This window comes from Streptomyces sp. NPDC002676, assembly GCF_053592455.1.
Map to the genome: position 1 here is coordinate 28,595 of NZ_JBSFVT010000022.1, position 22,774 is coordinate 51,368.

The following is a 22,774-nucleotide window of genomic DNA, read 5'->3' on the forward strand; positions in this document are numbered from 1 at the left end:
AGGTCACGGGCGCGGGGCGGCCGGGCCGGTGATCGCGGTGAGGGCCTGGCGGAGGGCGGCGTCACCCGGCGGGCGTCCCTGCCGGCGGGCGGCGATATGGCCGTCGGGCCGGACGAGCAGGGCTCCGTGCGGGTCGAGGCCGCAGAGACCGGTGTGCTTCCCCGGCAGGGGCTCGATGCGCAGCGGCCAGGGCGTGGAGGTGTGCCGCGCCCAGGGGGCGGGGTCCGGGGTCAGCAGGGTGAACCATTCGCCGAGGGCGTCGAGCGTGGAGCGGTCCTCGGCGAGCCAGAGGTGGGGCATGCGGTGGCCCGGCTCGGCGGTGGGGACGTAGTCCGTGCCCGACGGCTCAGGTGCGGTGCTGTGGTCCGTGAGGACGGCGGCGGACCGGTAGTTGACACCGAGCACGAGGCCCAGCTGGGCGAAGAACCGGTCCGACCAGGGCAGTTCGATCCGGGCCGACGCCGCTGTCCCGGTCCGCAGCTGCTCGCGGCGCCGGTCCTGCACCTGGAGCATGAGCTGGGTGTTGGCCACCGCCTGGCGGAGGGTCCGTTCCCCGACGGGCCGGCGTTCGGTCTCGTACGTGTCCAACAGGCTTGGCCCGGCCCACCCTTGGACCACACCTGCCGGCTTCCAGCACAGGTTGTGCACATCGGCGAGACCGGCGTTCATGCCCAGGCCGCCGATGATGGGGACCGCGTGCGCGGCATCGCCGGCCAGCAGGACCCGGCCCTGGCAAAAGCGCTCGGCGACGAACGCGTTCATCACCCAGTGCTGGACTCGCCGCACGCCGACGCGTACGCCGGCGCCGGGGCCGAGGGCGCGCGAGACGAGGCCGGGCCAGTCGGGGCGCGCGGCGCCTTCGGGTGTGGCACCGAACCAGGCCCAGCCCCCTTCGGGGTAGAGCGGGGCGAAGGAGCCGTGCGGGGTGAAGTAGACCCCGGCGGGCCGACGGGCGCACCAGCGGTCGAGGTCGGCGTCGAACACGACGGTGGTGAAGTCCCCCAGCGCCCCCGGTCCCGTGGTGCCGATGCCCAGCAGGTTCCGGACGGTGGAGTTCGCGCCGTCGGCGGCGAGTAGGTGACGGGCGCTGACGCAGGTCTCCGTACCGCGTCCGCGATCGACGAGCCGGGCCACGACGCCGTCGGCGTCCTCGGCGAGGCCGGTCAGCTCGACCCCGAGCCGCACGGGCGCGTCCGCCGCGGCGAGCAGGGTGGGTTCCAGCCGGTCCTGCGAGGTGACCACGCCGGTCACGGGGCTCTCGGGGACCGGCGCGTTGATCCCGGCCATCGCCGCCGTGGCGAAGTCGCGGTCGTGCAGGGTGTCGCGGAAGCGGATGCGCCCGTACTCCGGCGCGAACGCCTTGCCGGCCACCTCGGCGGCGAGTCCCAGCTGGCGGAAGATCTCCATCGAGCGCACGTTGACCAGCTGGGACCGCGGAAAGGGCGACAGCTCCCGGTGCTTCTCGACCAGCAGGACGCGTACGCCCCAGCGCTCCAGCAGCGCCCGCGCGGTGAGCCCGACGGGCCCGGCACCGACGATCAGTACGTCCACGGCCCCCATCTCTTCCGCGCGCCGGCCGGCCGCAAACGGGGGTTGATCGTCGACGCGCCGGGCCGGACAGGACCTAGGCGGCGCCCGCCGCCTCGATGATCTGCCGGAGCCCCTCGGTGAGCGCGTCGCCGTCGGGCGCGGTCTTCGGGTCGAAGGTCCACTGCGCGATGAGCCCGGTCATCAGCGTCATGTAGAACCGGCCGAGCGTGTCCGCCACTTGGTCGGAGACCTGGTCCTCCGGCATGCCCTGGATGACGGCCACGAGTCCGCGCCCGCCCTCCCGCTGTGCGCGGGAGAGGTGCTCGCGCACCTCGGGCATGTCGATGGCCATGACCTCCATGCTGAGCCGCCAGATGGAGCCCGGCTCCCGCATGGTGTCGACGATGTTCGACCACACCCACCGGAAGCGTTCCAGCGAACCGGGCGCGCCCATGGCCGCGACGTCGTCGGCCGCGTCGAGGGCGCCGGACGTGTCCTCGACCAGCGCGACGTAGGCCTGCGCCAGCAGCGCGTCCTTCGAGCCGTAGTGGTAGCCGATCGAGGCCAGGTTGGTCCCCGACGCCTTCACGATGTCCCGCGCGGTCGTGCGCGCGAAGCCCTTCTCCAGCAGGCAGCGCTTGGCGCCTTCGAGCAGATCCTCACGGTGTCCCATGCCCGTCACCCTACTCCCGATCCATACATATGTCCCATACGAACGTCCCATACGAGCGTCCTAGACGCGTGACCTATACATGCGTTCTAGACAAGCGTTTAAGACGCGCGTACATTTCTCGGCATGACGAACCCCGCGAGCACCGCCCCGAGCACCACCCCGACAGCTCCCCCGCCCGCCACCACCCGCGCCGGCCGCCGTGAGTGGACCGCACTCGGCGTGCTGATGCTCCCGCTGCTGCTGGTCTCGATGGACGTGTCCGTCCTGTACTTCGCGGCCCCCGCGATCAGCGCCGACCTCCGGCCGAGCGGCACCCAGCAGCTGTGGATCTTCGACGTCTACGGCTTCGTCCTGGCCGGCCTGCTGATGACGATGGGCTCGATCGGCGACCGCATCGGCCGCCGCAAACTCCTGCTGGCGGGCGCCGCCGCCTTCAGCGCCGCGTCGGTCCTCGCGGCCTACGCGAACAGCGCCGAGACCCTGATCGCGGCCCGCGCGATACTCGGCATCGGCGGCGCGACCCTGATGCCGTCGACGATGGCCCTGCTGCGCACGATGTTCACCGACCCCGCTCAGCGGGCGAAGGCGATCGGGCTGTGGTCCGGCGTGATGACCGGCGGTATCGCACTGGGCTCGGTGATGAGCGGCATCCTGGTCGAGCACTTCTGGTGGGGCTCGGTCTTCCTGGTCAACCTGCCCGCGATGGCCCTGCTGCTGATCCTCGGCCCGGTGCTGCTGCCCGAGTCGAAGAACCCGGACCCGGGCCGCTTCGACTGGGTGAGCGTGCCGCTGTCGCTGGCCGCCGTGCTCCCCGTGATCTACGGCCTGAAGGAGATCCCCTCCGAAGGCTGGCACCCGCAGTACGTCGTCTCGGTGGCCGCCGGTCTGCTGTTCGCCGCGCTCTTCGTCCGCCGCCAGCGCACCGCTGAGTCCCCGCTGATCCCGCCGGCCCTGCTGCGGGGCCGCGGCTTCACCCCGGCGCTGGTCCTGACCCTGGTCTCGGCGTTCGGCATGATGGGCTCGGCGATCTTCACCACGCAGTACCTGCAGTCGGTCCTCGGCAAGAGCCCGCTCTCGGCCGCGCTGTGGAGCCTGCTCCCGTCGGTGCTGATCGGCGTCGCGGGTCCGGTCACCGGGGTGCTCGTCGCCCGGGGTGCCAACCGCGGCTATGTCGTCGCCTCCGGCTTCGCGGTCTCGGCGGCCGGCTACGCGCTGCTCGCCTTCACCGGCACCGACTCCCTGTGGCTGTCGCTGACGGCGGCCGGTGTCCTCGCCTCCGGGGTGGTCATGGTGATGTCCCAGCTGACCGACCTGGCCATGAGCACGGCCCCGCTGGAGCGGGCGGGCACGGCGTCCTCGCTGCTGGAGACCGCCACGGAGTTCGGCGGCGCCCTCGGCATGGCGGTCCTCGGCTCCATCGGTACGGCGGTCTACCGCCACGAGATGCCGGCCGCGGCCCCGTCCACGGCCCGCGAGACCCTGGGCGGCGCCCTCGCCACGGCCGCCCGCCTGCCCGGCCGTACCGGCGACTCCCTGCTCGCCACGGCGCGGGAGGCGTTCACCAGCGGGATGCACGGAGCGGCGATCGCCGGGACGGCGGTCCTGGCGGTGGCGGCGGTCGGCGCGGCGGTGACGCTGCGGAGGATCGAGGTCAGGGACGAGAAGTAGGGCAGTACAGAACGACGCCGGGCGGGCTGACTTTCGTCAGCCCGCCCGGCGTTCGTGTGTGTGCGTCAGACGAGGTTCACGGACCGGGCCGACGTGGCCCCGATCTCCGCGGCGACCTCGGCCAGCACGCCGGCGGTCACCGTGTCGTCCACGGTCAGTACCGCGAGCGCCTCGCCGCCGGCCACCGCGCGGGCGACCTGCATACCGGCGATGTTGATGCCCGCCTCGCCGAGGATGCGGCCGACGGTGCCGACGACACCGGGACGGTCCTCGTAGCGCAGGACGACCATGTGCTCGGCGAGCGCCAGGTCGACGTCGTAGTCGCCGACCGCGACGATCTTCTGGACGTTCTTCGGGCCCGCCAGCGTGCCGGAGACCGACACCTCCTCGCCACCCGCGAGCGTGCCGCGCACGGTCACGACGTTGCGGTGGTCGGCCGACTCCGAGCTGGTCGTCAGGCGGACCTCGACGCCCCGCTCCTGCGCGAACAGCGGCGCGTTGACGTACGACACCGTCTCGTCCACGACGTCCTCGAAGACGCCCTTGAGCGCGGACAGCTCCAGCACCTTCACGTCGTACTGGGTGATCTCGCCGTACACCTCGACGTCGAGGCGGACCGCGACCTCACCGGCGAGCGCGGTGAAGATGCGGCCGAGGCGCTCGGCGAGCGGCAGGCCCGGCTTGACGTCCTCGGCGATGACGCCGCCCTGGACGTTCACCGCGTCCGGGACCAGCTCACCGGCGAGCGCGAGGCGCACGGACTTGGCGACCGCGATGCCCGCCTTCTCCTGGGCCTCGTCGGTGGAGGCGCCGAGGTGCGGGGTGCAGACGACCTGGTCCAGCTCGAACAGCGGCGAGTCGGTGCACGGCTCCTTGGCGTACACGTCGAGGCCGGCGCCGGCGACGCGGCCCTCCTTCAGCGCCGCGTACAGCGCCGCCTCGTCCACGATGCCGCCGCGCGCGGCGTTGACGATGCGCACGTTCGGCTTGACCTTGCGCAGCGCCTCGTCGCCGATGAGGCCGAGGGTCTCGGGGGTCTTGGGCAGGTGGACGGTGATGAAGTCGGCGACCTCCAGCAGCTCGTCCAGGGACAGCACCTTGACGCCCATCTGCGCGGCCCGCGCGGGCTGCACGTAGGGGTCGTAGGCGACGACCTTCATGCCGAAGGCGGACATGCGCTGGGCGACCAGGGCGCCGATGCGGCCGAGGCCGACGACGCCGAGGGTCTTCTCGGCCAGCTCGACACCCGTGTACTTGCTGCGCTTCCACTCACCGTTCTTCAGCGCGGCGTTGGCCTGCGGGATGTTGCGGGCGGAGGCGAGGATCAGACCGCAGGCCAGCTCGGCGGCGGTCACGATGTTGGAGGTGGGGGCGTTGACGACCATCACGCCGGCCTTGGTGGCGGCGGAGACGTCGACGTTGTCCAGGCCGACGCCGGCGCGGGCGACGACCTTGAGCTTCTTCGCCGCGGCGATGGCCTCGGCGTCGACCTTGGTGGCGGAGCGGATCAGGATGGCGTCGACATCCGCGATGGCCGGGAGCAGTTCGCCTCGGTCGGCTCCGTTGCAGTGCCGGATCTCGAAGTCCGGCCCCAGTGCGTCGACAGTGGCGGGCGACAGCTCTTCAGCGATGAGTACGACGGGTTTCGAGCTCACGTGAGGTCCTCACAAGTCCAGAGCGCGGACGGCCGTCCCGACGGCCGCAGGCGGAGGAGGGGGGCTAGCCGCGGAAGACGCACGACGCTGTGGGCCTGACGCGTGTTGTTGAGCAGTGTAGTGGCGCTGGGGGCGTCTCATTGCGCCACTGCGGAAGTGTCACCCGTCCGTGGCTGGACGGGGTGGACAACGGGGCCGGGGCAGTCCGCCCCGGCCCCAGGTGAGGCTTACGCCTCCTCGTCGACCCAGCTCATCAGCTTGCGCAGCTGCTTGCCGGTGGTCTCCAGCAGGTGCTCGGAGTCCTGCTTCTTGTACTCGTCGTACTTCTTCAGACCGCCGTGGTACTCGTCCATCCAGTTGCGGGCGAAGGTGCCGTCCTGGATCTCGGTGAGGACCTGCTTCATCTCGGCCTTGGTGGCGTCGGTGATGATGCGCGGGCCGGTGACGTAGTCGCCCCACTCGGCGGTCTCGGAGACGGACCAGCGCATCTTCTCCAGGCCGCCCTCGTACATGAGGTCGACGATCAGCTTCAGCTCGTGCAGGCACTCGAAGTAGGCGATCTCCGGCTGGTAGCCGGCCTCGACCAGGGTCTCGAAGCCCGCCTTCACCAGAGCCGCGGTGCCACCGCACAGGACGGCCTGCTCGCCGAAGAGGTCGGTCTCGGTCTCCTCGGTGAAGGTCGTCTTGATGACGCCGGCGCGGGTGCCGCCGATGGCCTTGGCGTAGGAGAGGGCGAGCGCGAAGGCGTTGCCGGTCGCGTCCTGCTCGACGGCGGCGATCGCCGGAACGCCGCGGCCTTCCTCGTACTGGCGGCGGACCAGGTGGCCCGGGCCCTTCGGGGCGACCAGGGCGACGTCGACGCCGGCCGGGGCCTTGATGAAGCCGAAGCGGACGTTGAAGCCGTGGGCGAAGAACAGCGCGTCGCCGTCCTTCAGGTTCGGGGCGATCGACTCCTCGTAGACCTTGGCCTGGATCGGGTCCGGGATGAGGATCATGATGACGTCGGCCTCGGCGGCGGCCTCGGCCGGGGTCACCACGCGCAGGCCCTGCTCCTCGGCCTTGGCCTTGGACTTGGAGCCCTCGTGCAGACCGACGCGCACGTCGACACCCGAGTCACGGAGCGACAGCGCGTGGGCGTGGCCCTGGCTGCCGTAACCGATGACCGCGACCTTGCGGCCCTGGATGATGGACAGGTCGGCGTCGGCGTCGTAGAACAGCTCGGCCACTTTGGGTTCTCTCCTTGGTGTGCAGATGGTGCGTCCCACCGTATGACGGTGAGCGGGAAGGAAGTTCGGGGGTCTCGGAATACGGGCGGCGCGTGCCGCCCGTTTTCGGCCTTACGCGGAGCGGTCGAGGGCGCGCAGCGAGCGGTCGGTGATCGAACGGGCGCCACGGCCGATCGCGATCGTGCCGGACTGGACCAGCTCCTTGATGCCGTACGGCTCCAGCATCTTGAGCATGGCGGACAGCTTGTCGCTGCTGCCGGTGGCCTCGATCGTCACGGCCTCCGGGGAGACGTCGACGGTCTTGGCGCGGAACAGCTGGACGATCTCGACGATCTGGGAGCGGGTCTCGTTGTCGGCGCGGACCTTCACCAGAACGAGTTCGCGCTGAACGGCCTGACCGGGCTCCAGCTCGACGATCTTCAGCACGTTGACGAGCTTGTTGAGCTGCTTGGTCACCTGCTCCAGCGGCAGGTCCTCGACGCCCACCACGATGGTGATGCGGGAGATCTCGGGGTGCTCGGTGACACCGACCGCGAGCGAGTCGATGTTGAAGCCGCGGCGGGAGAACAGGGCGGCGATGCGGGCGAGGATGCCCGGCGTGTTCTCCACCAGGACGGAGAGCGTGTGCTTGGACATGGGTCTCGTTCCTTTTCCTACGGCTCTCAGTCGTCTTCGTTGTCGCCGAAGTCGGGGCGGACGTCCCGGGCGGCCATGATCTCGTCGTTGGAGGTGCCGGCGGCGACCATCGGCCACACCATCGCGTCCTCGTGGACGATGAAGTCGATGACGACGGGGCGGTCGTTGATGGAGTTCGCCTCTTCGATGACCTTGTCCAGGTCCTCCGGGCGCTCGCAGCGCAGGCCCACGCAGCCCATCGCCTCGGACAGCTTCACGAAGTCCGGCACGCGGGTGCCCCGGGCGTCCGGGTTGATGTCGTCGGGGCCGGAGTGCAGCACGGTGTTGGAGTAGCGCTGGTTGTAGAAGAGGGTCTGCCACTGGCGGACCATCCCGAGGGCGCCGTTGTTGATGATGGCGACCTTGATCGGGATGTTGTTCAGGGCGCAGGTGGTCAGCTCCTGATTGGTCATCTGGAAGCAGCCGTCGCCGTCGATCGCCCAGACCGTCTGCTCCGGCGCGCCGGCCTTGGCGCCCATCGCGGCCGGGACGGCGTAGCCCATCGTTCCGGCGCCGCCGGAGTTCAGCCAGGTGGCGGGCTTGTCGTACTCGATGAAGTGCGCGGCCCACATCTGGTGCTGGCCGACGCCCGCCGCGAAGATCGTGCCCTCGGGGGCGAGCTGTCCGACGCGCTGGATGACCTGCTGCGGGGAGAGCGAGCCGTCGTCGGGCAGGTCGTAGCCGAGCGGGTAGGTCTCGCGCCAGCGGCTGAGGTCGCTCCACCAGGCGGTGTAGTCGCCCTTGTTGCCCTCGCTGTGCTCCTTCTGCACGGCCTGGATCAGGTCGGCGATGACCTCGCGGGCGTCACCGACGATCGGCACGTCCGCCGCGCGGTTCTTGCCGATCTCGGCCGGGTCGATGTCGGCGTGGACGATCTTGGCGTAGGGGGCGAAGCTGTCCAGCTTGCCGGTGACGCGGTCGTCGAAGCGGGCGCCGAGGGCGACGATCAGGTCGGCCTTCTGCAGCGCGGTGACGGCGGTGACCGCACCGTGCATGCCCGGCATTCCCACGTGCAGCGGGTGGCTGTCGGGGAACGCGCCGAGCGCCATCAAGGTGGTGGTGACGGGCGCTCCGGTGAGTTCGGCGAGGACCTTCAGTTCGGCGGTGGCCTGCGCCTTGAGGACGCCGCCGCCGACGTAGAGGACGGGCCGCCTGGCGGAGGTGATCAGCTTGGCGGCCTCGCGGATCTGCTTGGCGTGCGGCTTGGTCACCGGGCGGTAGCCGGGCAGGTCCATGGTGGGCGGCCAGGAGAAGACGGTCTTCGCCTGGAGGGCGTCCTTGGCGATGTCGACCAGGACCGGGCCCGGGCGGCCGGTGGAGGCGATGTGGAACGCCTGCGCGATGATCCGCGGGATGTCCTCGGCCTTGGTGACGAGGAAGTTGTGCTTGGTGATCGGCATGGTGATGCCGACGATGTCCGCCTCCTGGAAGGCGTCCGTGCCGATCGCCTTCGACGCGACCTGGCCGGTGATCGCCACGAGCGGCACCGAGTCCATGTGGGCGTCGGCGATCGGCGTGACCAGGTTCGTCGCCCCCGGGCCGCTCGTCGCCATGCAGACGCCGACCTTGCCGGTGGCCTGCGCGTATCCGGTGGCCGCGTGGCCGGCGCCCTGCTCGTGGCGGACCAGGACGTGCCGGACCCGGGTGGAGTCCATCAGCGGGTCGTACGCCGGGAGGATCGCGCCGCCGGGAATGCCGAACACCGTGTCCGCGCCGACCTCCTCAAGGGAGCGAATGAGGGACTGCGCACCCGTGACGTGCTCGACGGGGGCGGACTGCTGTCCTCCGGAACGGGGCCGCGGCTGCGGATGGTGGGCCCCGGTGGCCTGCTCGGTCATCGGCATTCTCTTCTCGATGCTGAGGTTTTTTGCGAGGTTTGGGCGGAGTTCGAGCGATGCACGAAACGTGCTCGTGCAACAAAAAACCCCTCGTGCCAGGAGGCAAGCGAGGGGAGCGCGCCGGTGAAGGTCGCTGGGGATTCCGGAGTTCCTCCGGTGGGTCCCAGCTCAGCCGACGCGCTTTCCAAGTACGAGAATTCGGGTGCGCATGGAACCGACCCTCCCCCCGGCACGCACCAAGTGTCAAGTAGGCGGGACGGGAGTCTCAGAATGTGAACGAAGGGCACTTCCGCCTCCGAAGACAGCGGGTACACCCCCTGTGTACACCCCTGAGCCCTTCCCGGCGAGTGCCGGTTCGGCGGAGGCGTGCGGCACCGGGTAGTGGCCGGAGGCGAGCGCCCGGCGCAGCCGGTACTCGTCCAGCGCACCCGCGAAGGCCATGCCCTGCCCGTGCGTGCAGCCCAGCGCGCGCAGCGCGACCACCTGCTCGGGCAGGTCCACGCCCTCCGCCACGGACTGCAGGCCCAGATCGCCGGCGATGCGCAGCAGCCCACCGGTGATCTTGTGCAGCCGCGCGGACTCCACCACGCCCTCGACCAGGCTGCTGTCGAGCTTCAGGATGTCCACCGGCAGCCTCCTGAGGGCCGTGATCGTCGCGAAGCCGCTGCCGAAGCCGTCCAGCGCGATCCGCACCCCGAGCCGGCTGAGCACGGTCAGGCGCCGCTCCAGCTCGTCCAGCGAGACCCGGGGGTCGGTGTCGGACAGCTCGAGGACCAGCGCCCCGGGCGGCAGCCCGTGCCGGGTCAGCAGCGCCTCCACGGAGCCGAGCGGATGCGAGCGGTCCAGCAGCCGCCGGGCGCTCATCCGGACGGCCACCGGTACGGCGTTCCCGGTCGCGGCCCGTTCCGCGGCCTGTTCCACCGCCTCCTGGAGGATCCAGCGATCCAGCTCGGCGGTCTTGCCGCCGTCCTCGGTCACCCGCAGGAACTCGGCCGGTGTGAAGAACACCCCCTGGGAGGAGCGCCAGCGCGCCTGCGCGGCGACCGACGAGATCCGGCCGTTCTCCAGACACACCACCGGCTGGTGCAGCAGGGCGAACTCGCCGTCGTGCAGGGCGGCACGCAGGCGCGTGGCCAGTTCCGCCTTGCGTACGACGTCCTGCTGCATCTGCGGCTTGTACAGTTCGACCCGGCCCTTTCCGGCCGATTTCGCGCGGTACATCGCGAGGTCGGCGTTGCGCAGCAACTCGCCCGCGCCGAGGCCTGGTTCGGCGAAGGCGACGCCGATGGAGGCGTTGACCCGGACGTCGTTGCCGTCGATCGGGTAGGGCTGGGAGAGGGTCACTCTGAGGCGGTCGGCAAGCTCCAGAATGTTCCGCTCCCGGGCGGCACGGTCACGGGTGCCGTCCCCGACGATCAGGGCCGCGAACTCGTCGCCGCCCAGCCGGGAGGCGGTGTCCCCGTGCCTGACCGCGTCCTGGAGTCTGCGGCCGGCCTGGACGAGCAGCTCGTCCCCCGCCTGGTGCCCGATGGTGTCGTTGACGGCCTTGAAGCCGTCCAGGTCGATGAAGAGCACGGCCGTGCCCCGCAGGGCGGCGCCCCGGTCGGTGGCCCGGCGGCCGGACAGGGCCTGCTGCACGCGCTGGGTGAACAGCGCGCGGTTGGGCAGGTCGGTGAGCGGGTCGTGCTCGGCGTTGTGCTGCAACTGGGCCTGCAGGCGCACGCGTTCGGTGACGTCCCGGCTGTTGAAGATGAGTCCGCCGTGGTGCCGGTTGACGGTGGACTCGACGTTGAGCCAGCCGCCGTCGCCGGAGCGGAACCGGCACTCGATGCGGGTGGTGGCTTCCTGCAGCGGGCTGGCGGCGAGGAAGCGGCGCACCTCGTGCACCACGCAGCCCAGGTCCTCCGGGTGGATGAGACTGGCGAGCTCGGTTCCCACCAGGTCCTCGGCGGGCCGGCCGTAGACCCCGGCGGCGGCCGGGGAGACGTACCGCAGGACGCCGTTGGGCGCGGCGATCATGATGACGTCGCTGGAGCCCTGCACCAGGGAGCGGAAGTGGTTCTCCTTCTGCGCCAGCTCCTGGGTGAGGGTGATGTTGTCCAGCAGCATGATGCCCTGGCGCATGACGAGGGCGAGTACGACGGCCCCGGCGGTGATCAGCACCACGTGGTCGGGCCTGCGGTCGTTGAGGACGTTGTACAGGATGCCCAGCGTGCAGACGGCGGCGGCCAGGTACGGGGTGAGCGCCGCCAGGGAGCCGGTGATCGGCCGGCCGGCCGGGTACCGGCTGTGGTCACCGCCCGGTGCGGGCACCGGCACGTGCTGGTGGCCGGTGCCACGCTGTCCGGGCACGTGCTCGTGGACGACACGCGTGTGCCCGTCCGGTACGTGCGCCTCCTGCGCGCCCTGCTGCCGGGGCGCGGCCCAGGGGGCGTAGGCGAGCAGCAGCGAACCGGCGAACCAGCCCGCGTCCAGCAGCTGTCCGGAGCGGTAACTGCTGTGCAGCAGCGGCGAGGTGAACAGGGCGTCGCACATCACGGTCAGCGCGAGCGCGCCGATCGCGGTGTTCACCGCCGTGCGGTTGCCCGGGGCGCGGCGGAAGTGCAGCGCGAGCACCATGCTGACGAGCGCGATGTCGAGCAGCGGGTACGCCAGCGACAGCGCGGTGTGCGCGACGCTCGGCCCGTCGAAGCGGGCGGCCTGGGCGAGCGCGAGGCTCCAGGACAGGGTGAGCAGCGAGCCGCCGATCAGCCAGGCGTCCAGCGCCAGACAGATCCAGCCCGCCTTGGTCACCGGCCGTTTGGCGAGGACCAGCAGGCCCACGATGGCGGGCGGCGCGAAGCACAGGAAGAACAGGTCGGCGTAGCTCGGGCTGGGCACGGGGCGGTCCAGGACGACCTCATACCACCCCCATACCGCGTTGCCCAGGGACGCCATGGCCGAGGAGAGGGCGAACAGCAGCCAGGCCGGCCGGAAGCGGACCCGCTGGCTGCGCGCGTAGAGGAAGCACGAGACGGCGGCGGTGCCGGCCGCGGCGCTCAGCCCGAAGTCGCCCATGATCTTGGCGACTTCGCCCGCCCCCCAGTCGAACGCGGCACCGACGGCGTAGGCCGCGCAGACCAGGGCGAGGGAGAGTTGCTGGACCAGGCGCGAATCGCCGCCGGCCGGCGGACGGGGCGGCAGGGGCCCCGGCGGGTGCGATGCCCGCCACCGTCCGTCGAGGGCGGTCGTCAGCGAGGGCGGCGCGCTCACCGGGGCCTCCCGGTCCGCGCTCCCCGGTCCCGCGGGTCCCGGTGCGCTGGGTGTGCCTGCCTCCTGCGTCCGCTGTGTCTGCGCGGGTGGTGGCTGTGATGGCTCGTGTGGTGGCCGCGTCTGCGCGCCGCCGTGCGCCAGGGTCGCCGTCGGCGGCTCCGCCGCGTCGGATCGTTCGTCCATAGGCCGTGCATCGCCCGTCGCCCCCCTCACAAATCTGAAATGTCCATCCCCGGCGCCGAACGGTCCGCGGCGCAGCCCCTGTCGGGACGATACACCAGTATCGTCACTCAGGGACATAGCTTCTCTACGCTCCGTGACGATCAGCGAAGATGCGGCCACACCCCGCATCCGGAGGACTGCGGAGGGTGCCGAAAGACGGTCAGGCCCCCGTTGTGAGGATCACGTTCCGCAGGGGCTCGTGGTTCACGAACCGGGTCAACTGGTCGGTGAGCAGCCGCTTCGCGCGGGGAAGGAAGGCCGAGGTGGGCCCGCCCACATGCGGACTGATGAGCACGCCGGGCGCGTGCCACAAGGGGTGTCCCGGCGGCAGCGGCTCGGGGTCGGTGACGTCGAGGGCCGCGCGGATCCGGCCGCTCTCCAGCTCCGCGAGCAGCGCCTTGGTGTCCACGACCGGGCCGCGGGCGACGTTGACCAGCAGCGCCCCGTCCTTCATCCGCGCCAGGAAACCGGCGTTGACCAGGCCTCGGGTCTGCTCCGTCAAGGGCGTGGAGAGGATCACGACATCGGCGCTCGGCAGCAGAGCGGGCAATTCGGTGAGCGGAAGCACGGGACCGCGCGCTGTGGCACGCCCGGAGCGCGCGACGCGCGCCACCCGCGCAAGCTCGAAGGGCGTGAGCCGGTCCTCGATGGCGGCGCCGATGGAGCCGTAGCCGACGATGAGGACGCTCTTGTCGGCGAGCGCCGGCCGGAACCCGCCGAGCCACTTCCCCCGGTCCTGGGCCCGCACGAAGTCCGGGACGCCACGCAGCGACGCGAGGGTCAGGGTCAGCGCCAGCTCGGCGGTGCTCGCCTCGTGCACCCCGCGCGCGTTGCACAGCCGCACTCCGTCGCGCAGGTACGGCAGTCCGGGCTCCACGTGGTCGATGCCGGCCGTCAGCGTCTGTACGACCTGGACGGACCCCATCCCGGGCAGCGGACGCACGCTGACATCGACCGGCTTCATGTAGGGCACGACGTAGAAGGCGCAGTCGCCCGGGTCGCCGGGGAACTCCTCGCCCCCGTCCCAGAACAGGTAGCGGGGCCCCGCGGGAAGCCCGTCGATCTCCTCGGGCGGAATCGGGAGCCAGACGTCTGCAGTCATGACAGGAGGCTAGGCCCTGCCGTCAAATTCCCGCCTGCCCGGCGGATCAGGTCGCAGGGGGCCGGCGGCGCCTGACAAGCGCAGATGTGCGTGCCGGACCCCGCGTCGGCGACTGGATCCGCCGGACGGGCCCTCGGTCAGGGCCGCGAGCAGGCAGAGGTTAGGTTGGGGGGCCAGGGAGAGGGAGGTTCACGAGCACGTGGAGCGCAGGACGATCGGCGCGGGGGGACTCGCGATGGGGGCCGTCGGACTCGGGTGCATGCCGATGAGCTGGGCGTACAGCGCCTCGCGGCAGCGGGGCGACGCGTCGCTGCGCGCCGTGCACCGGGCGCTGGACCTCGGCTCGGCCCTCCTGGACACGGCCGACATGTACGGACCGTTCACCAATGAGCTGCTGCTGGGGCGGGTGCTCAAGGAGCGGCGCGCGGACGCCTTCGTGTCCACCAAGGTGGGGCTGCTGGTGGGCGAGCAGCACATCGTGGCCAACGGCCGCCCCGGATATGTGCGGCGGGCCTGCGACGCCTCGCTGCGGCGCCTCCAGACGGACGTCATCGACCTCTACCAGCTGCACCGCGCCGACCCCGAGGTGCCGGTCGAGGAGACCTGGGGCGCGATGGCGGACCTGGTGCGAGCCGGGAAGGTCCGGGCGCTCGGCCTGTGCGCGGTGGGCGCGCGCGGCGGGCGCCGCTCACGGCCGTACGACACCACGCTGGGCCAGCTCCAGCGGGTGCAGCAGGTGTTCCCGGTGAGCGCGGTGCAGGCCGAGCTGTCGGTGTGGTCGCCGGAGGCGCTTCAGACGCTGCTGCCGTGGTGTGCGGCGCGGGGCGTGGGCTTCCTCGCGGCGATGCCGCTGGGCAGCGGCTTCCTGACCGGCACGCTCACCCCGGGCGAGGGCTTCGAACCGGACGACGTACGCGCCCGCCACCCGCGCTTCACCGCCGAGATGATGGCCGCCAACCAGCCGATCGTCGCGGGCCTGCGCCGCGTCGCCCGCCGGCACGGCGAGCACGTCACCCCGGCCCAGGTGGCCCTGGCGTGGGTGCTGGCCCAGGGCCCGGGCGTGATCGCGGTGCCCGGCACCAAGCACGAGCGCTGGGCCGAGGAGAACGCGGCGGCGGCCGGGCTGCGGCTGACCCGGGAGGACCTGGCGGAGGTGTCCCGGCTGCCGGAGGCCCAGGGGTCCTGGGACTGACCCGTTCCGGTGGACGGACCGTTCCGGTGGACTGGCGGTTCCGGTCCTCGAGCGGCGCGGAGTATGAGTGACTGGGAACAGCCGCCGGACCTCCCGCCGGAACTGCGCCCCGAAGGGACCCTGATCGTGCAACGTCGAGCTGTGACGGCCGTGTCGGCCGTGGCCGCCCTGCTGCTGGCGGCCGGCTGCTCCGCCGACGGCGGAGGCCCGCCGGGCCTCGGGGGGACGCCCCCGGGCGGTACGGCCGCTACGGCACCGGGCGCCTCCGCCTCCGCGCGGGCGAGCGAACCGGTCCCGCCGGCCAAGGGGTCGGTGAAGGTGCTGCGCACGGTGGCCGAGGGCCTGAAGACCCCGTGGGGGCTGGCCGCGCTGCCGGGCGGCGGGCTGCTGGTCTCCTCCCGGGACGAGGGGACGATCACCCGGATCGACGAGAAGACCGGCCGCACGACGGAGTTGGGCACGGTCTCCGGGGTCTCCCCGGCCGGCGAGGGCGGCCTGCTGGGCATCGCCCTCTCTCCCGGCTACGCCTCGGACCACATGATCTACGCCTACTTCACCTCGGCCTCGGACAACCGCATCGTCCGCATGCTGTACGACGAGCGCAAGCCGGCCGGTGAGCAACTGGGCGCCCCCGACACGGTGCTCAGGGGCATCCCGAAGGGATTCATCCACAACGGCGGCCGGATCGCCTTCGGCCCCGACCGGATGCTCTACGTGGGCACCGGCGAGACCGGCGACAAGGGCCTGGCGCAGGACCGGAAGTCGCTCGGCGGCAAGATCCTGCGACTGACCCCGGACGGCGAACCGGCCCCGGGCAACCCGTTCCCGGGCTCCCCCGTGTACTCCTACGGCCACCGCAACGTCCAGGGCCTGGCCTGGGACGACCGACAGCGGCTGTTCGCCTCGGAGTTCGGCCAGGACACCTGGGACGAGCTGAATGCGATCAAGCCCGGCGGCAACTACGGCTGGCCGGAGGCCGAGGGCAGGTCCTCCGACCCCCGCTTCCAGAACCCGCTCGCCCAGTGGCACACCGACGACGCCTCCCCCAGCGGTATCGCCTACGTCGACGGCGTGATCTGGATGGCGGCTCTCAGGGGCGAACGCCTGTGGCGCATCCCCCTGAAGGAAACCGAGGCAGCCGCCGCCCCGCAGGCCTTCCTCACCGGCGAGTACGGCCGTCTGCGCACGGTGCTCCCCGCCGGCGGCCACAAGGTGTGGCTGCTCACGAGCAACACGGACGGCCGCGGCAGACCGAAGCAGGGCGACGACCGCCTCCTGGAGGCGGAGGTGAGCTGAGCGGCGGGGCCGGGCCGGGCCCGACTGCCGGCACTCGGCTGCCGGCATCCGGCTGCCGGCACCCGGCTGTCAGCCCGCGGCTGCCCGGTCCTCCAGCTCTGCCGGAAACAGCCCCAGCCGGTGGGCCACCGCCGCCGCCTCGCCTCTGCCCGAGACGCCCAGCTTGGCGAGGATGTTGGAGACGTGGACGCTCGCCGTCTTCGGGGAGATGAAGAGCTCCTCGGCTATCTGGCGGTTGGTGCGGCCGGCCGAGACCAGGCGCAGGACGTCCGTCTCGCGGCTGGTCAGGCCGAGCGCCTTCACGGGATCGGCGGGGGCAGGTCCCGTTCGTGGCGCGGGGGCGAGGGTGAGGCGGGCGCGGTGGGCGAGCCGGGTGACCGCGTCGGCGAGCGGGCGGGCGCCGAGGTGGCCGGCGACCGCTCCGGCCAGCCGGAGCAGTTCCACGGCGCGCTCGCGCTCGTCGTCGCCGCCCTGGGCCAGCAGGGTCTGGGCGAGGCGGTGCCGGACGCGGGCGAGGTCGTAGGGGCGGCTCAGACACTCGAAGGCGGTGACCACCGGGGACCAGGTGTCCTCGGTGTCCCGGCCCTCGGCGCGCAGCAGTTCGGCACGGGTCCACTGTTCGTACGCCTGCCACAGGGGCACACCCGTGGTCAGCTTGCGGACGGACTCGAAGAGGCGGTCGAGGAGTTCGGCGCGGCCGGGTTCGGCGGCGGGCAGGGTGCGGGCGTCGGCCTCGGCGGTGGCTGCGGCCAGCAGCAGCGGCCAGGCGTGGCGGTGGGTGCCGGGCGGGAAGCCGGCCTCCAGTGCCTGGAGCAGTTCGGCGCGGGCGTCGAGGATGCGGCCCTCCTGGGCGGCCACGCCGAGGGCGATACGGGCCACGGGCAGCCCTTGCTGGGGCATCGGGTCGTGGCTGCCGTAGAGGGCGCGGGTGGTGGCCAGCCGGCGGGTGGCCTCGGCGAGGTCGCCGCGGGCCAGGGCGAGGTGGGCCAGGCGCAGGGCGCCCAGGCCGCGGGGCTTGGTGCTGTGGCCGAGCCGGGTCGCTTGCGCGGCGGCCTCGGCGGCCTCCTCCCACTGGCCGAGGGAGTAGAGCGCCTCGGAGAGGTTGCCCCACGCCCAGGCCTCGAAGTCCGGCACCCCGTGTCTGCGGCTGAAGGCGATCCCTTCGCGCAGCAGGGGCTCGGCCTCCCCGTGGCGGCCGACGCCCTGCAGCGAGGAGGGCAGGTTCACATAGGCGCGGCTGGCGACATGGGGCACGCCTTCCGCCAGGCAGTGCTCCAGGACCTGCCGCATCTCCGCGAGTCCGGCGTCGGTGTCGCCGGACTCGACCTGGAGGCCGCCCCGGGTGAGGCGCGCGTGCAGTTCGATGTCGCGGGCGCTGACCATCCGGGCGTACTCGACGGCCCGTTCGGCGGCGGCGAAGGCCTCCGGGCCGGGCCGGTGCAGCATGGACCAGTTGGCGACCACCGCCAGCACCTCGGCGTGCACCTCGGACGGCGGCAGGCCGCGCACCAGGTCCTGCGCGGTGGCCAGTTCCTGCCAGCCGTCGCCGCGCGCCTGGGCCTGGACCAGCCGGGAGCGCTGCACCCAGAACCAGGCGGCGCGCAGGGCGTCCGGCTCGTCGTCCAGCAGGCGCAGCGCCCGCTTGGTGATCTTCAGGGCGCGTTCGCGCTCACCGCACAGACGGCCCGCGACGGCCGCCTCGGCCATCAGGTCGAGGTAGGTCAGCGGGGTGGTGGCGGGGTCGCAGCCGCAGGGGGGACAGACCTCGGTGTAACCGAGCATGCGCAGGGCGGCGCGGGTGTCTTCGGGTGCCGCGTCCCACAGCTCCATCGCCCGCTCCAGCAGCCGCAGTTGCTCGGCGTAGGCGTGCCGGCGGCGGGCCACGACGGAGGCGTCCAGGACGGCGGGCAGGGCCTTGGCGGCGTCGTGCGCGTGGTACCAGTACGTGGCCAGGCGCATCACGCGCGCGTCGGCCGGGACGAGCGCCGGGTCGGTCTCCAGGGCCTCGGCATAGCGGCGGTTGAGACGGGAGCGCTCGCCGGGCAGCAGGTCGTCGGCGACGGCCTCACGGACCAGGGAGTGCCGGAAGCGGTAGCCGTCGCCGGCCGGGGTCGCGGTGAGGATGTTGGCGCCCACGGCGGCACGCAGCGCCTCGATGAGGTCGTCCTCGGTGAGCTGGGCGACGGCGGCGATCAGCCGGTACTCCACGGTGGAGCCGCCCTCGGCGACGACCCGGGCGACCCGCTGGGCGCTCTCCGGCAGCGCCTCGACCCGGACCAGGAGCAGATCGCGCAGCGAGTCGGTGAGGCCCGTGCGGCAGCCCTCGCTGGAGGCGACGGCGAGTTCCTCGACGAAGAAGGCGTTGCCGTCGGAGCGTTCGAAGATCTCGTCGACCTGGGCGGGGTCGGGTTCGGTGGCGAGGATGCCGGCGATCTGGCGGCCGACCTCCTCGCGGGTGAAGCGGGCGAGTTCGAGGCGGCGGACGGTGCGCAGCCGGTCGAGTTCGGCGAGCAGGGGGCGCAGCGGGTGGCGGCGGTGGATGTCGTCGGAGCGGTAGGTGGCGAGGACGAGGAGCCGGCCGGTGCGCAGGGTGCGGAAGAGATAGGCGAGGAGGTGGCGGGTGGAGGCGTCGGCCCAGTGCAGGTCCTCCAGGACCAGCACGACCGGGCGGTCGGCGGCGACGCGCTCCAGCAGCCGGGCGGTCAGCTCGAAGAGGCGGGCCATGCCCTGCTCGTCGTGGCGGCTGGAGGTGGCCTCGCCCAGCTCGGGCAGGAGCCGGGCCAGTTCCTCCTCCTGTCCGGTCGCGGCTGCGCCGAACTCCTCGGGCAGGGCGACGCGCAGGGCGCGCAGCGCGGCGGAGAAGGGGGCGAACGGCAGCCCGTCGGCGCCGATCTCCACGCAGCCGCCCACGGCCACGACGGCGTCCCGGCCGGCCGCCGCCGCGGCGAACTCCTCCACGAGGCGGGTCTTGCCCACCCCGGCCTCGCCGCCGAGCAGCAGCGCCTGCGGCTCTCCCCCAGTGCCGAAAGCCTGGGAGGTGTCCCCGGCGGCGGCACGGGCGAGCGCGTCGTTCAAGGTGCCCAACTCGTCGGTGCGGCCGACGAACACGGGACTGACGGACCTGTTCTCCACGGGCCCGAGCATCGCATGAGGTCCCGGCACCGGGGCAGGGGTTTTCCACAGGTCCGGTGCGTTCGTCGTACCGGTGGGCGCAAGGGCCGCCGGCCCGGCGTTCACGCGGTGCGCGCGAACCGGGACCGGCGGGGGCTGCCGATATGCGACTCGGGGGCGAGCGCCCTGCGGGCCGCGTTCCCGTGGCGGCCGTCGCGCCGGGCGCGGACGACCTCGCGGGCCAGGCGCTCCTGCTCGGCCTCGCGGAGCAGCTCGGCGGAACGCATCCGGTGGTACTCGATCTCGATCATGATGTGTCCTTCTGGAGAGGAGAGGGTGGTGCTTCGCTTTCTGCGATGCCTCCACTCTCGTCTCCGAGGGGGGTGCGCCACATCGGGAGAGTTCCGCATCTTCCGCCGGGCCGCGGGCCCTGGGGAACACGTAAGGGGCCTTAGGGCGTCCGTAAGGTGCTCACGGTTCCCTAAGGCCCCCATTGACCTGCGGGTATGCGTCAGGCCGGCCGTGCCGCTCGCCACTCGGGGGCGAGGAGCGACCACACCTCGGTGGTCTGCCGGACGCCCTTGTGCAGGTGGTTCTCGCGGAGTACGCCGTCCCGGCTCATCCCCAGCCGCCGGGCGACGTTGATGCTCGGCGTGTTGCCGGCTGCCGCGTGCCACTCCACCCGGTGGATGCCCCGCTCCTCGATCGCCCAGTCGATGAGCAGCCGCATCGCGCGGGTGATCAGCCCGCGTCCGGTGGCGGCGGGCTCCAGCCAGCAGCCGACCTCGCAGTTGCCCTGCGCGGCGTCGAAGTTCAGTGTGAGCACCCCGCCCACGAGCGTCCCGTCGAGCCAGATGCCGTGGTAGGAGGCGGTGTCGGCGGCGCGCATGTCGGCGTAGCGCTGGAGCGTCTCCCGCGCGGAGGCCACGTCGGTCGCCTGCGAGCCGAACGGGATGAACTGCCCGATGAACTCCCTGCCCCGGTCCAGGTGCGCGAGGAACTCCTCTGCGTGCCAGACCTCCAGGGGTCGCAGTTCGGCACCGTCACCCAGGGATATCGCGTACATCGTGCTGTTCTTCCTTCCGCAGTTCCTCGACCGAGACCCTCTGGAGCCTCTCATGGGCGGCGCGGCACTCGGGCGGCTCGATGCTGATGCGCGGCAGGCGGCGCTCCAGCCAGGCCGGCAGCCACCAGTTGGCGGCGCCCAGCAGATGCATCAGCGCGGGCACGAGCAGGGTGCGCAGCACGAAGGCGTCGAGGGCGACGGCGGAGGCGAGCGCGATGCCGAACATGGCGATCACGCGGTCGCCGCTGAGCACGAAGGCGAGGAAGACCGAGATCATGATGACCGCGGCGGAGTTGATCACGCGGCTGGTCTCGGCGAGGCCGACCCGGACGGCCCGCCGGTTGTCGCCGGTCTCCAGCCACTCCTCGTACATCCGGCTGACCAGGAAGACCTGGTAGTCCATGGAGAGTCCGAAGAGGACGGAGACCATGATCACCGGCAGGAAGGGCTCGATGGGGCCCGCGCGGCCGAGGCCGAGCAGTTCGCTGCCCCAGCCCCACTGGAAGACGGCGACGACGATGCCGAACGCGGCGGCGACGGCGGCGACGTTCATCGCGGCGGCCTTCAGCGGGATGCCGAACGAGCGGAAGGCGGCCAGCAGCAGGAGACAGCCGAGTCCGATGACCACGCCGACGAACAGCGGCAGTTTGCCGACGATCACATCCGCGAAGTCGTCATAGCTCGCCGTCACCCCGCCCACGTGCACGTCGAGGGAGGTGCCCCGCTCCGCGCGGGGCAGCACCTCGGTGCGCAGCCGGTCCACGAGGTCGCTGGTGCGCTGCGACTGCGGCGCGGAGTCGGGTACGACGGTGAGGTAGGCGGTGTCGCCGCCGGTGGCGTAGGTCACCGGGGTGGCGGAGGCGACGCCCTCGGTCGCGCGCAGGGTGTCGTCGAGGTTGTCCAGGGCGAGCTTGTCGTCGGCGCCGTCCACGCGCGTCACCAGTGTCAGCGGGCCGTCGACGCCGGGCCCGAAGCCGTCGGCGAGCAGGTCGTAGGCCTGCCGGGTGGTGGACGAGCGGGGGTCGTTGCCCTGGTCGGAGGTGCCCAGGCGGAGGGAGAACGTGGGCAGGGCGAGCACGGCGATCACGGCGATCGCGAGGACGCCGAGCAGCTTGGGCCGGCGTTCCACGAACGCGGACCAGCGGGCGGCGAGCCCGGTCGGCAGCTCCGGCCGCGGCCCGTGCTCGGCGAGCCGGCGCCGCTCGCGGCGGCTGAGGGCGCGCGGTCCGAGGTACGACAGCAGGGCGGGCAGCAGGGTGACGGAGGCCGCGACGGTCAGCACGACCGTCAACGAGGCGGCCACGGCGACCCCATTGAGGAAGCCCAGGCGCAGGATCAGCATGCCCAGCAGGGCGATGCACACGGTCGCACCCGCGAAGACCACCGCGCGTCCGGTGGTGGCCACGGCGTTCTCGGCGGCCTCGGTGACACCCAGGCCGCGTTTGAGACCGCGCCGGTGTCTGGTCACTATGAACAGCGCGTAGTCGATGCCGACGCCGAGACCGATCAGCATGCCGAGCATGGGCGCGAAGTCCGCGACGGTCATGGCGTGTCCGAGCAGCCCGATCCCGGCGTACGCGGTGCCGACGCCGACCAGGGCGGTGGCGATGGGCAGCAGCGAGGCTGCGAGCGAGCCGAAGGCGAGGAACAGCACGACGGCGGCGACGATGACGCCGACCACCTCGGCCAGATGCCCGCGGGGGGACTCGGTCAGTCCGATGGCGCTGCCGCCCAGCTCCACTTGGAGGCCGTCGGCCTCGGCGGCCTTGGCGGTGCGCACGACGGCCTGCGCCTCGGCCTTGCGGATGTCCTCGGCGGGCTTTTCGAAGGTGACGGTGGCGTAGGCCGTACGGCCGTCGGCGCTGATCCGGTGGGCGCCCTGGCCGCCGTACGGGCCGGACACCGAGGCCACTTCGGGCAGGGCGGCGATCCGGTCCAGGGTGCGGGTCATGGTCTGCTCGACGTCGGCCGCGCGGACGGTGCCGCCCGTGGTGTGCCAGACGACGGTGTCGCTGTCCCCGCCGAGGCCCGGGAAGCCCTCCTGGAGCAGCTGGGCCGCCCGGCCCGACTCGGTGCCGGGGGCCTCGTAGTCGTTCGAGTACGCCGAACCGGCCACGGCGGCGCCCGCGGTGACCCCGCCGAAGGCGAGGAGCCACAGCAGGACTACGGCCAGGCGGTGCCGGACACACCAACGCGCGAGGGCTGCCACGGACGTGCTCCCAGAAGATGATTTGTGGATCTTTGGCCGGGAACCGTCGTCCATGAACT

General features: G+C 72.2%; 15 protein-coding genes. 3 read left to right on the top strand and 12 right to left on the bottom strand.

The features are described 5' to 3' along the window. Window positions 1–3: 3 nt before the first annotated feature. Together ACWD3E_RS36420 and ACWD3E_RS36425 are read right to left on the bottom strand one after the other, a co-directional pair. Window positions 4–1,551, bottom strand: coding sequence for an FAD-dependent monooxygenase (locus ACWD3E_RS36420; RefSeq protein WP_451391794.1), 1,548 nt, complete (start codon window positions 1,549–1,551; stop codon window positions 4–6). Window positions 1,552–1,624: 73 nt separating this feature from the next. Continuing rightward, on the bottom strand, window positions 1,625–2,203 hold the full coding sequence (locus tag ACWD3E_RS36425; RefSeq protein WP_451391795.1) for a TetR/AcrR family transcriptional regulator: 579 nt from the start codon (window positions 2,201–2,203) through the stop codon (window positions 1,625–1,627). A 123-nt stretch (window positions 2,204–2,326) separates the two neighbouring features. On the opposite strand from ACWD3E_RS36425, the gene ACWD3E_RS36430 reads away from it, so the two are divergent. Next, window positions 2,327–3,871 carry an MFS transporter gene (locus tag ACWD3E_RS36430; RefSeq protein WP_451391796.1) on the top strand — a complete coding sequence of 515 codons (1,545 nt, stop codon included), beginning with the start codon at window positions 2,327–2,329 and terminating at the stop codon, window positions 3,869–3,871. A gap of 65 nt (window positions 3,872–3,936) precedes the next feature. Here ACWD3E_RS36430 and serA read toward each other — a convergent pair whose 3' ends face one another. The 6 genes from serA to ACWD3E_RS36460 form a co-directional block, all read right to left on the bottom strand. Continuing rightward, window positions 3,937–5,526 carry a phosphoglycerate dehydrogenase gene (gene serA, locus ACWD3E_RS36435; protein ID WP_451391797.1) on the bottom strand — a complete coding sequence of 530 codons (1,590 nt, stop codon included), beginning with the start codon at window positions 5,524–5,526 and terminating at the stop codon, window positions 3,937–3,939. 227 nt (window positions 5,527–5,753) lie between these two features. Further along, the gene (gene ilvC / locus ACWD3E_RS36440) at window positions 5,754–6,752 is read right to left on the bottom strand and encodes a ketol-acid reductoisomerase (RefSeq protein WP_451391798.1); all 999 of its coding nucleotides are present in this window, start codon (window positions 6,750–6,752) and stop codon (window positions 5,754–5,756) included. 111 nt (window positions 6,753–6,863) lie between these two features. Continuing rightward, window positions 6,864–7,388: an acetolactate synthase small subunit gene (gene ilvN, locus ACWD3E_RS36445; RefSeq protein WP_451354723.1), complete on the bottom strand. Its 525-nt coding sequence runs from the start codon at window positions 7,386–7,388 to the stop codon at window positions 6,864–6,866. A gap of 26 nt (window positions 7,389–7,414) precedes the next feature. Continuing rightward, complete coding sequence (locus tag ACWD3E_RS36450) at window positions 7,415–9,265, bottom strand: acetolactate synthase large subunit (RefSeq protein ID WP_451391799.1); 1,851 nt, start codon at window positions 9,263–9,265, stop codon at window positions 7,415–7,417. A gap of 243 nt (window positions 9,266–9,508) precedes the next feature. Continuing rightward, window positions 9,509–12,517, bottom strand: a complete 3,009-nt coding sequence (locus tag ACWD3E_RS36455; protein ID WP_451391800.1) for a putative bifunctional diguanylate cyclase/phosphodiesterase — start codon at window positions 12,515–12,517, stop codon at window positions 9,509–9,511. A 382-nt stretch (window positions 12,518–12,899) separates the two neighbouring features. Next, a complete protein-coding gene (locus tag ACWD3E_RS36460; RefSeq protein WP_451391801.1) occupies window positions 12,900–13,841 on the bottom strand; it encodes a 2-hydroxyacid dehydrogenase in 942 nt (313 codons plus the stop codon). A gap of 199 nt (window positions 13,842–14,040) precedes the next feature. On the opposite strand from ACWD3E_RS36460, the gene ACWD3E_RS36465 reads away from it, so the two are divergent. Continuing rightward, complete coding sequence (locus tag ACWD3E_RS36465; RefSeq protein ID WP_451391802.1) at window positions 14,041–15,033, top strand: aldo/keto reductase; 993 nt, start codon at window positions 14,041–14,043, stop codon at window positions 15,031–15,033. Window positions 15,034–15,174: 141 nt separating this feature from the next. Beyond that, window positions 15,175–16,329: a PQQ-dependent sugar dehydrogenase gene (locus ACWD3E_RS36470; RefSeq protein WP_451391803.1), complete on the top strand. Its 1,155-nt coding sequence runs from the start codon at window positions 15,175–15,177 to the stop codon at window positions 16,327–16,329. A 69-nt stretch (window positions 16,330–16,398) separates the two neighbouring features. On the opposite strand, the gene ACWD3E_RS36475 is transcribed toward ACWD3E_RS36470, so the two are convergent. From ACWD3E_RS36475 to ACWD3E_RS36490, 4 genes are all read right to left on the bottom strand, one after another. After that, window positions 16,399–19,473, bottom strand: a complete 3,075-nt coding sequence (locus ACWD3E_RS36475; RefSeq protein ID WP_451391804.1) for a helix-turn-helix transcriptional regulator — start codon at window positions 19,471–19,473, stop codon at window positions 16,399–16,401. An 89-nt stretch (window positions 19,474–19,562) separates the two neighbouring features. Beyond that, window positions 19,563–19,751 carry a hypothetical protein gene (locus ACWD3E_RS36480; protein ID WP_451391805.1) on the bottom strand — a complete coding sequence of 63 codons (189 nt, stop codon included), beginning with the start codon at window positions 19,749–19,751 and terminating at the stop codon, window positions 19,563–19,565. A 200-nt stretch (window positions 19,752–19,951) separates the two neighbouring features. Continuing rightward, entirely contained in the window at window positions 19,952–20,506 is a 555-nt protein-coding gene (locus ACWD3E_RS36485) for a GNAT family N-acetyltransferase (RefSeq protein WP_451391806.1), read from the bottom strand. Beyond that, entirely contained in the window at window positions 20,484–22,715 is a 2,232-nt protein-coding gene (locus ACWD3E_RS36490; protein WP_451391807.1) for an MMPL family transporter, read from the bottom strand. The genes ACWD3E_RS36485 and ACWD3E_RS36490 overlap by 23 nt, the downstream gene beginning before the upstream one ends. Window positions 22,716–22,774: the final 59 nt, after the last annotated feature.

Coding starts and splice junctions, on each gene's coding strand:
- ACWD3E_RS36425 (WP_451391795.1), bottom strand. CDS start 2,203: ATGGGACACCGTGAGGATCTGCTCGAAGGCGCCAAGCGCTGCCTGCTG.
- ACWD3E_RS36430 (WP_451391796.1), top strand. CDS start 2,327: ATGACGAACCCCGCGAGCACCGCCCCGAGCACCACCCCGACAGCTCCC.
- ilvN (WP_451354723.1), bottom strand. CDS start 7,388: ATGTCCAAGCACACGCTCTCCGTCCTGGTGGAGAACACGCCGGGCATC.
- ACWD3E_RS36450 (WP_451391799.1), bottom strand. CDS start 9,265: ATGACCGAGCAGGCCACCGGGGCCCACCATCCGCAGCCGCGGCCCCGT.
- ACWD3E_RS36460 (WP_451391801.1), bottom strand. CDS start 13,841: ATGACTGCAGACGTCTGGCTCCCGATTCCGCCCGAGGAGATCGACGGG.
- ACWD3E_RS36475 (WP_451391804.1), bottom strand. CDS start 19,473: ATGCTCGGGCCCGTGGAGAACAGGTCCGTCAGTCCCGTGTTCGTCGGC.
- ACWD3E_RS36480 (WP_451391805.1), bottom strand. CDS start 19,751: ATGATCGAGATCGAGTACCACCGGATGCGTTCCGCCGAGCTGCTCCGC.
- ACWD3E_RS36485 (WP_451391806.1), bottom strand. CDS start 20,506: ATGTACGCGATATCCCTGGGTGACGGTGCCGAACTGCGACCCCTGGAG.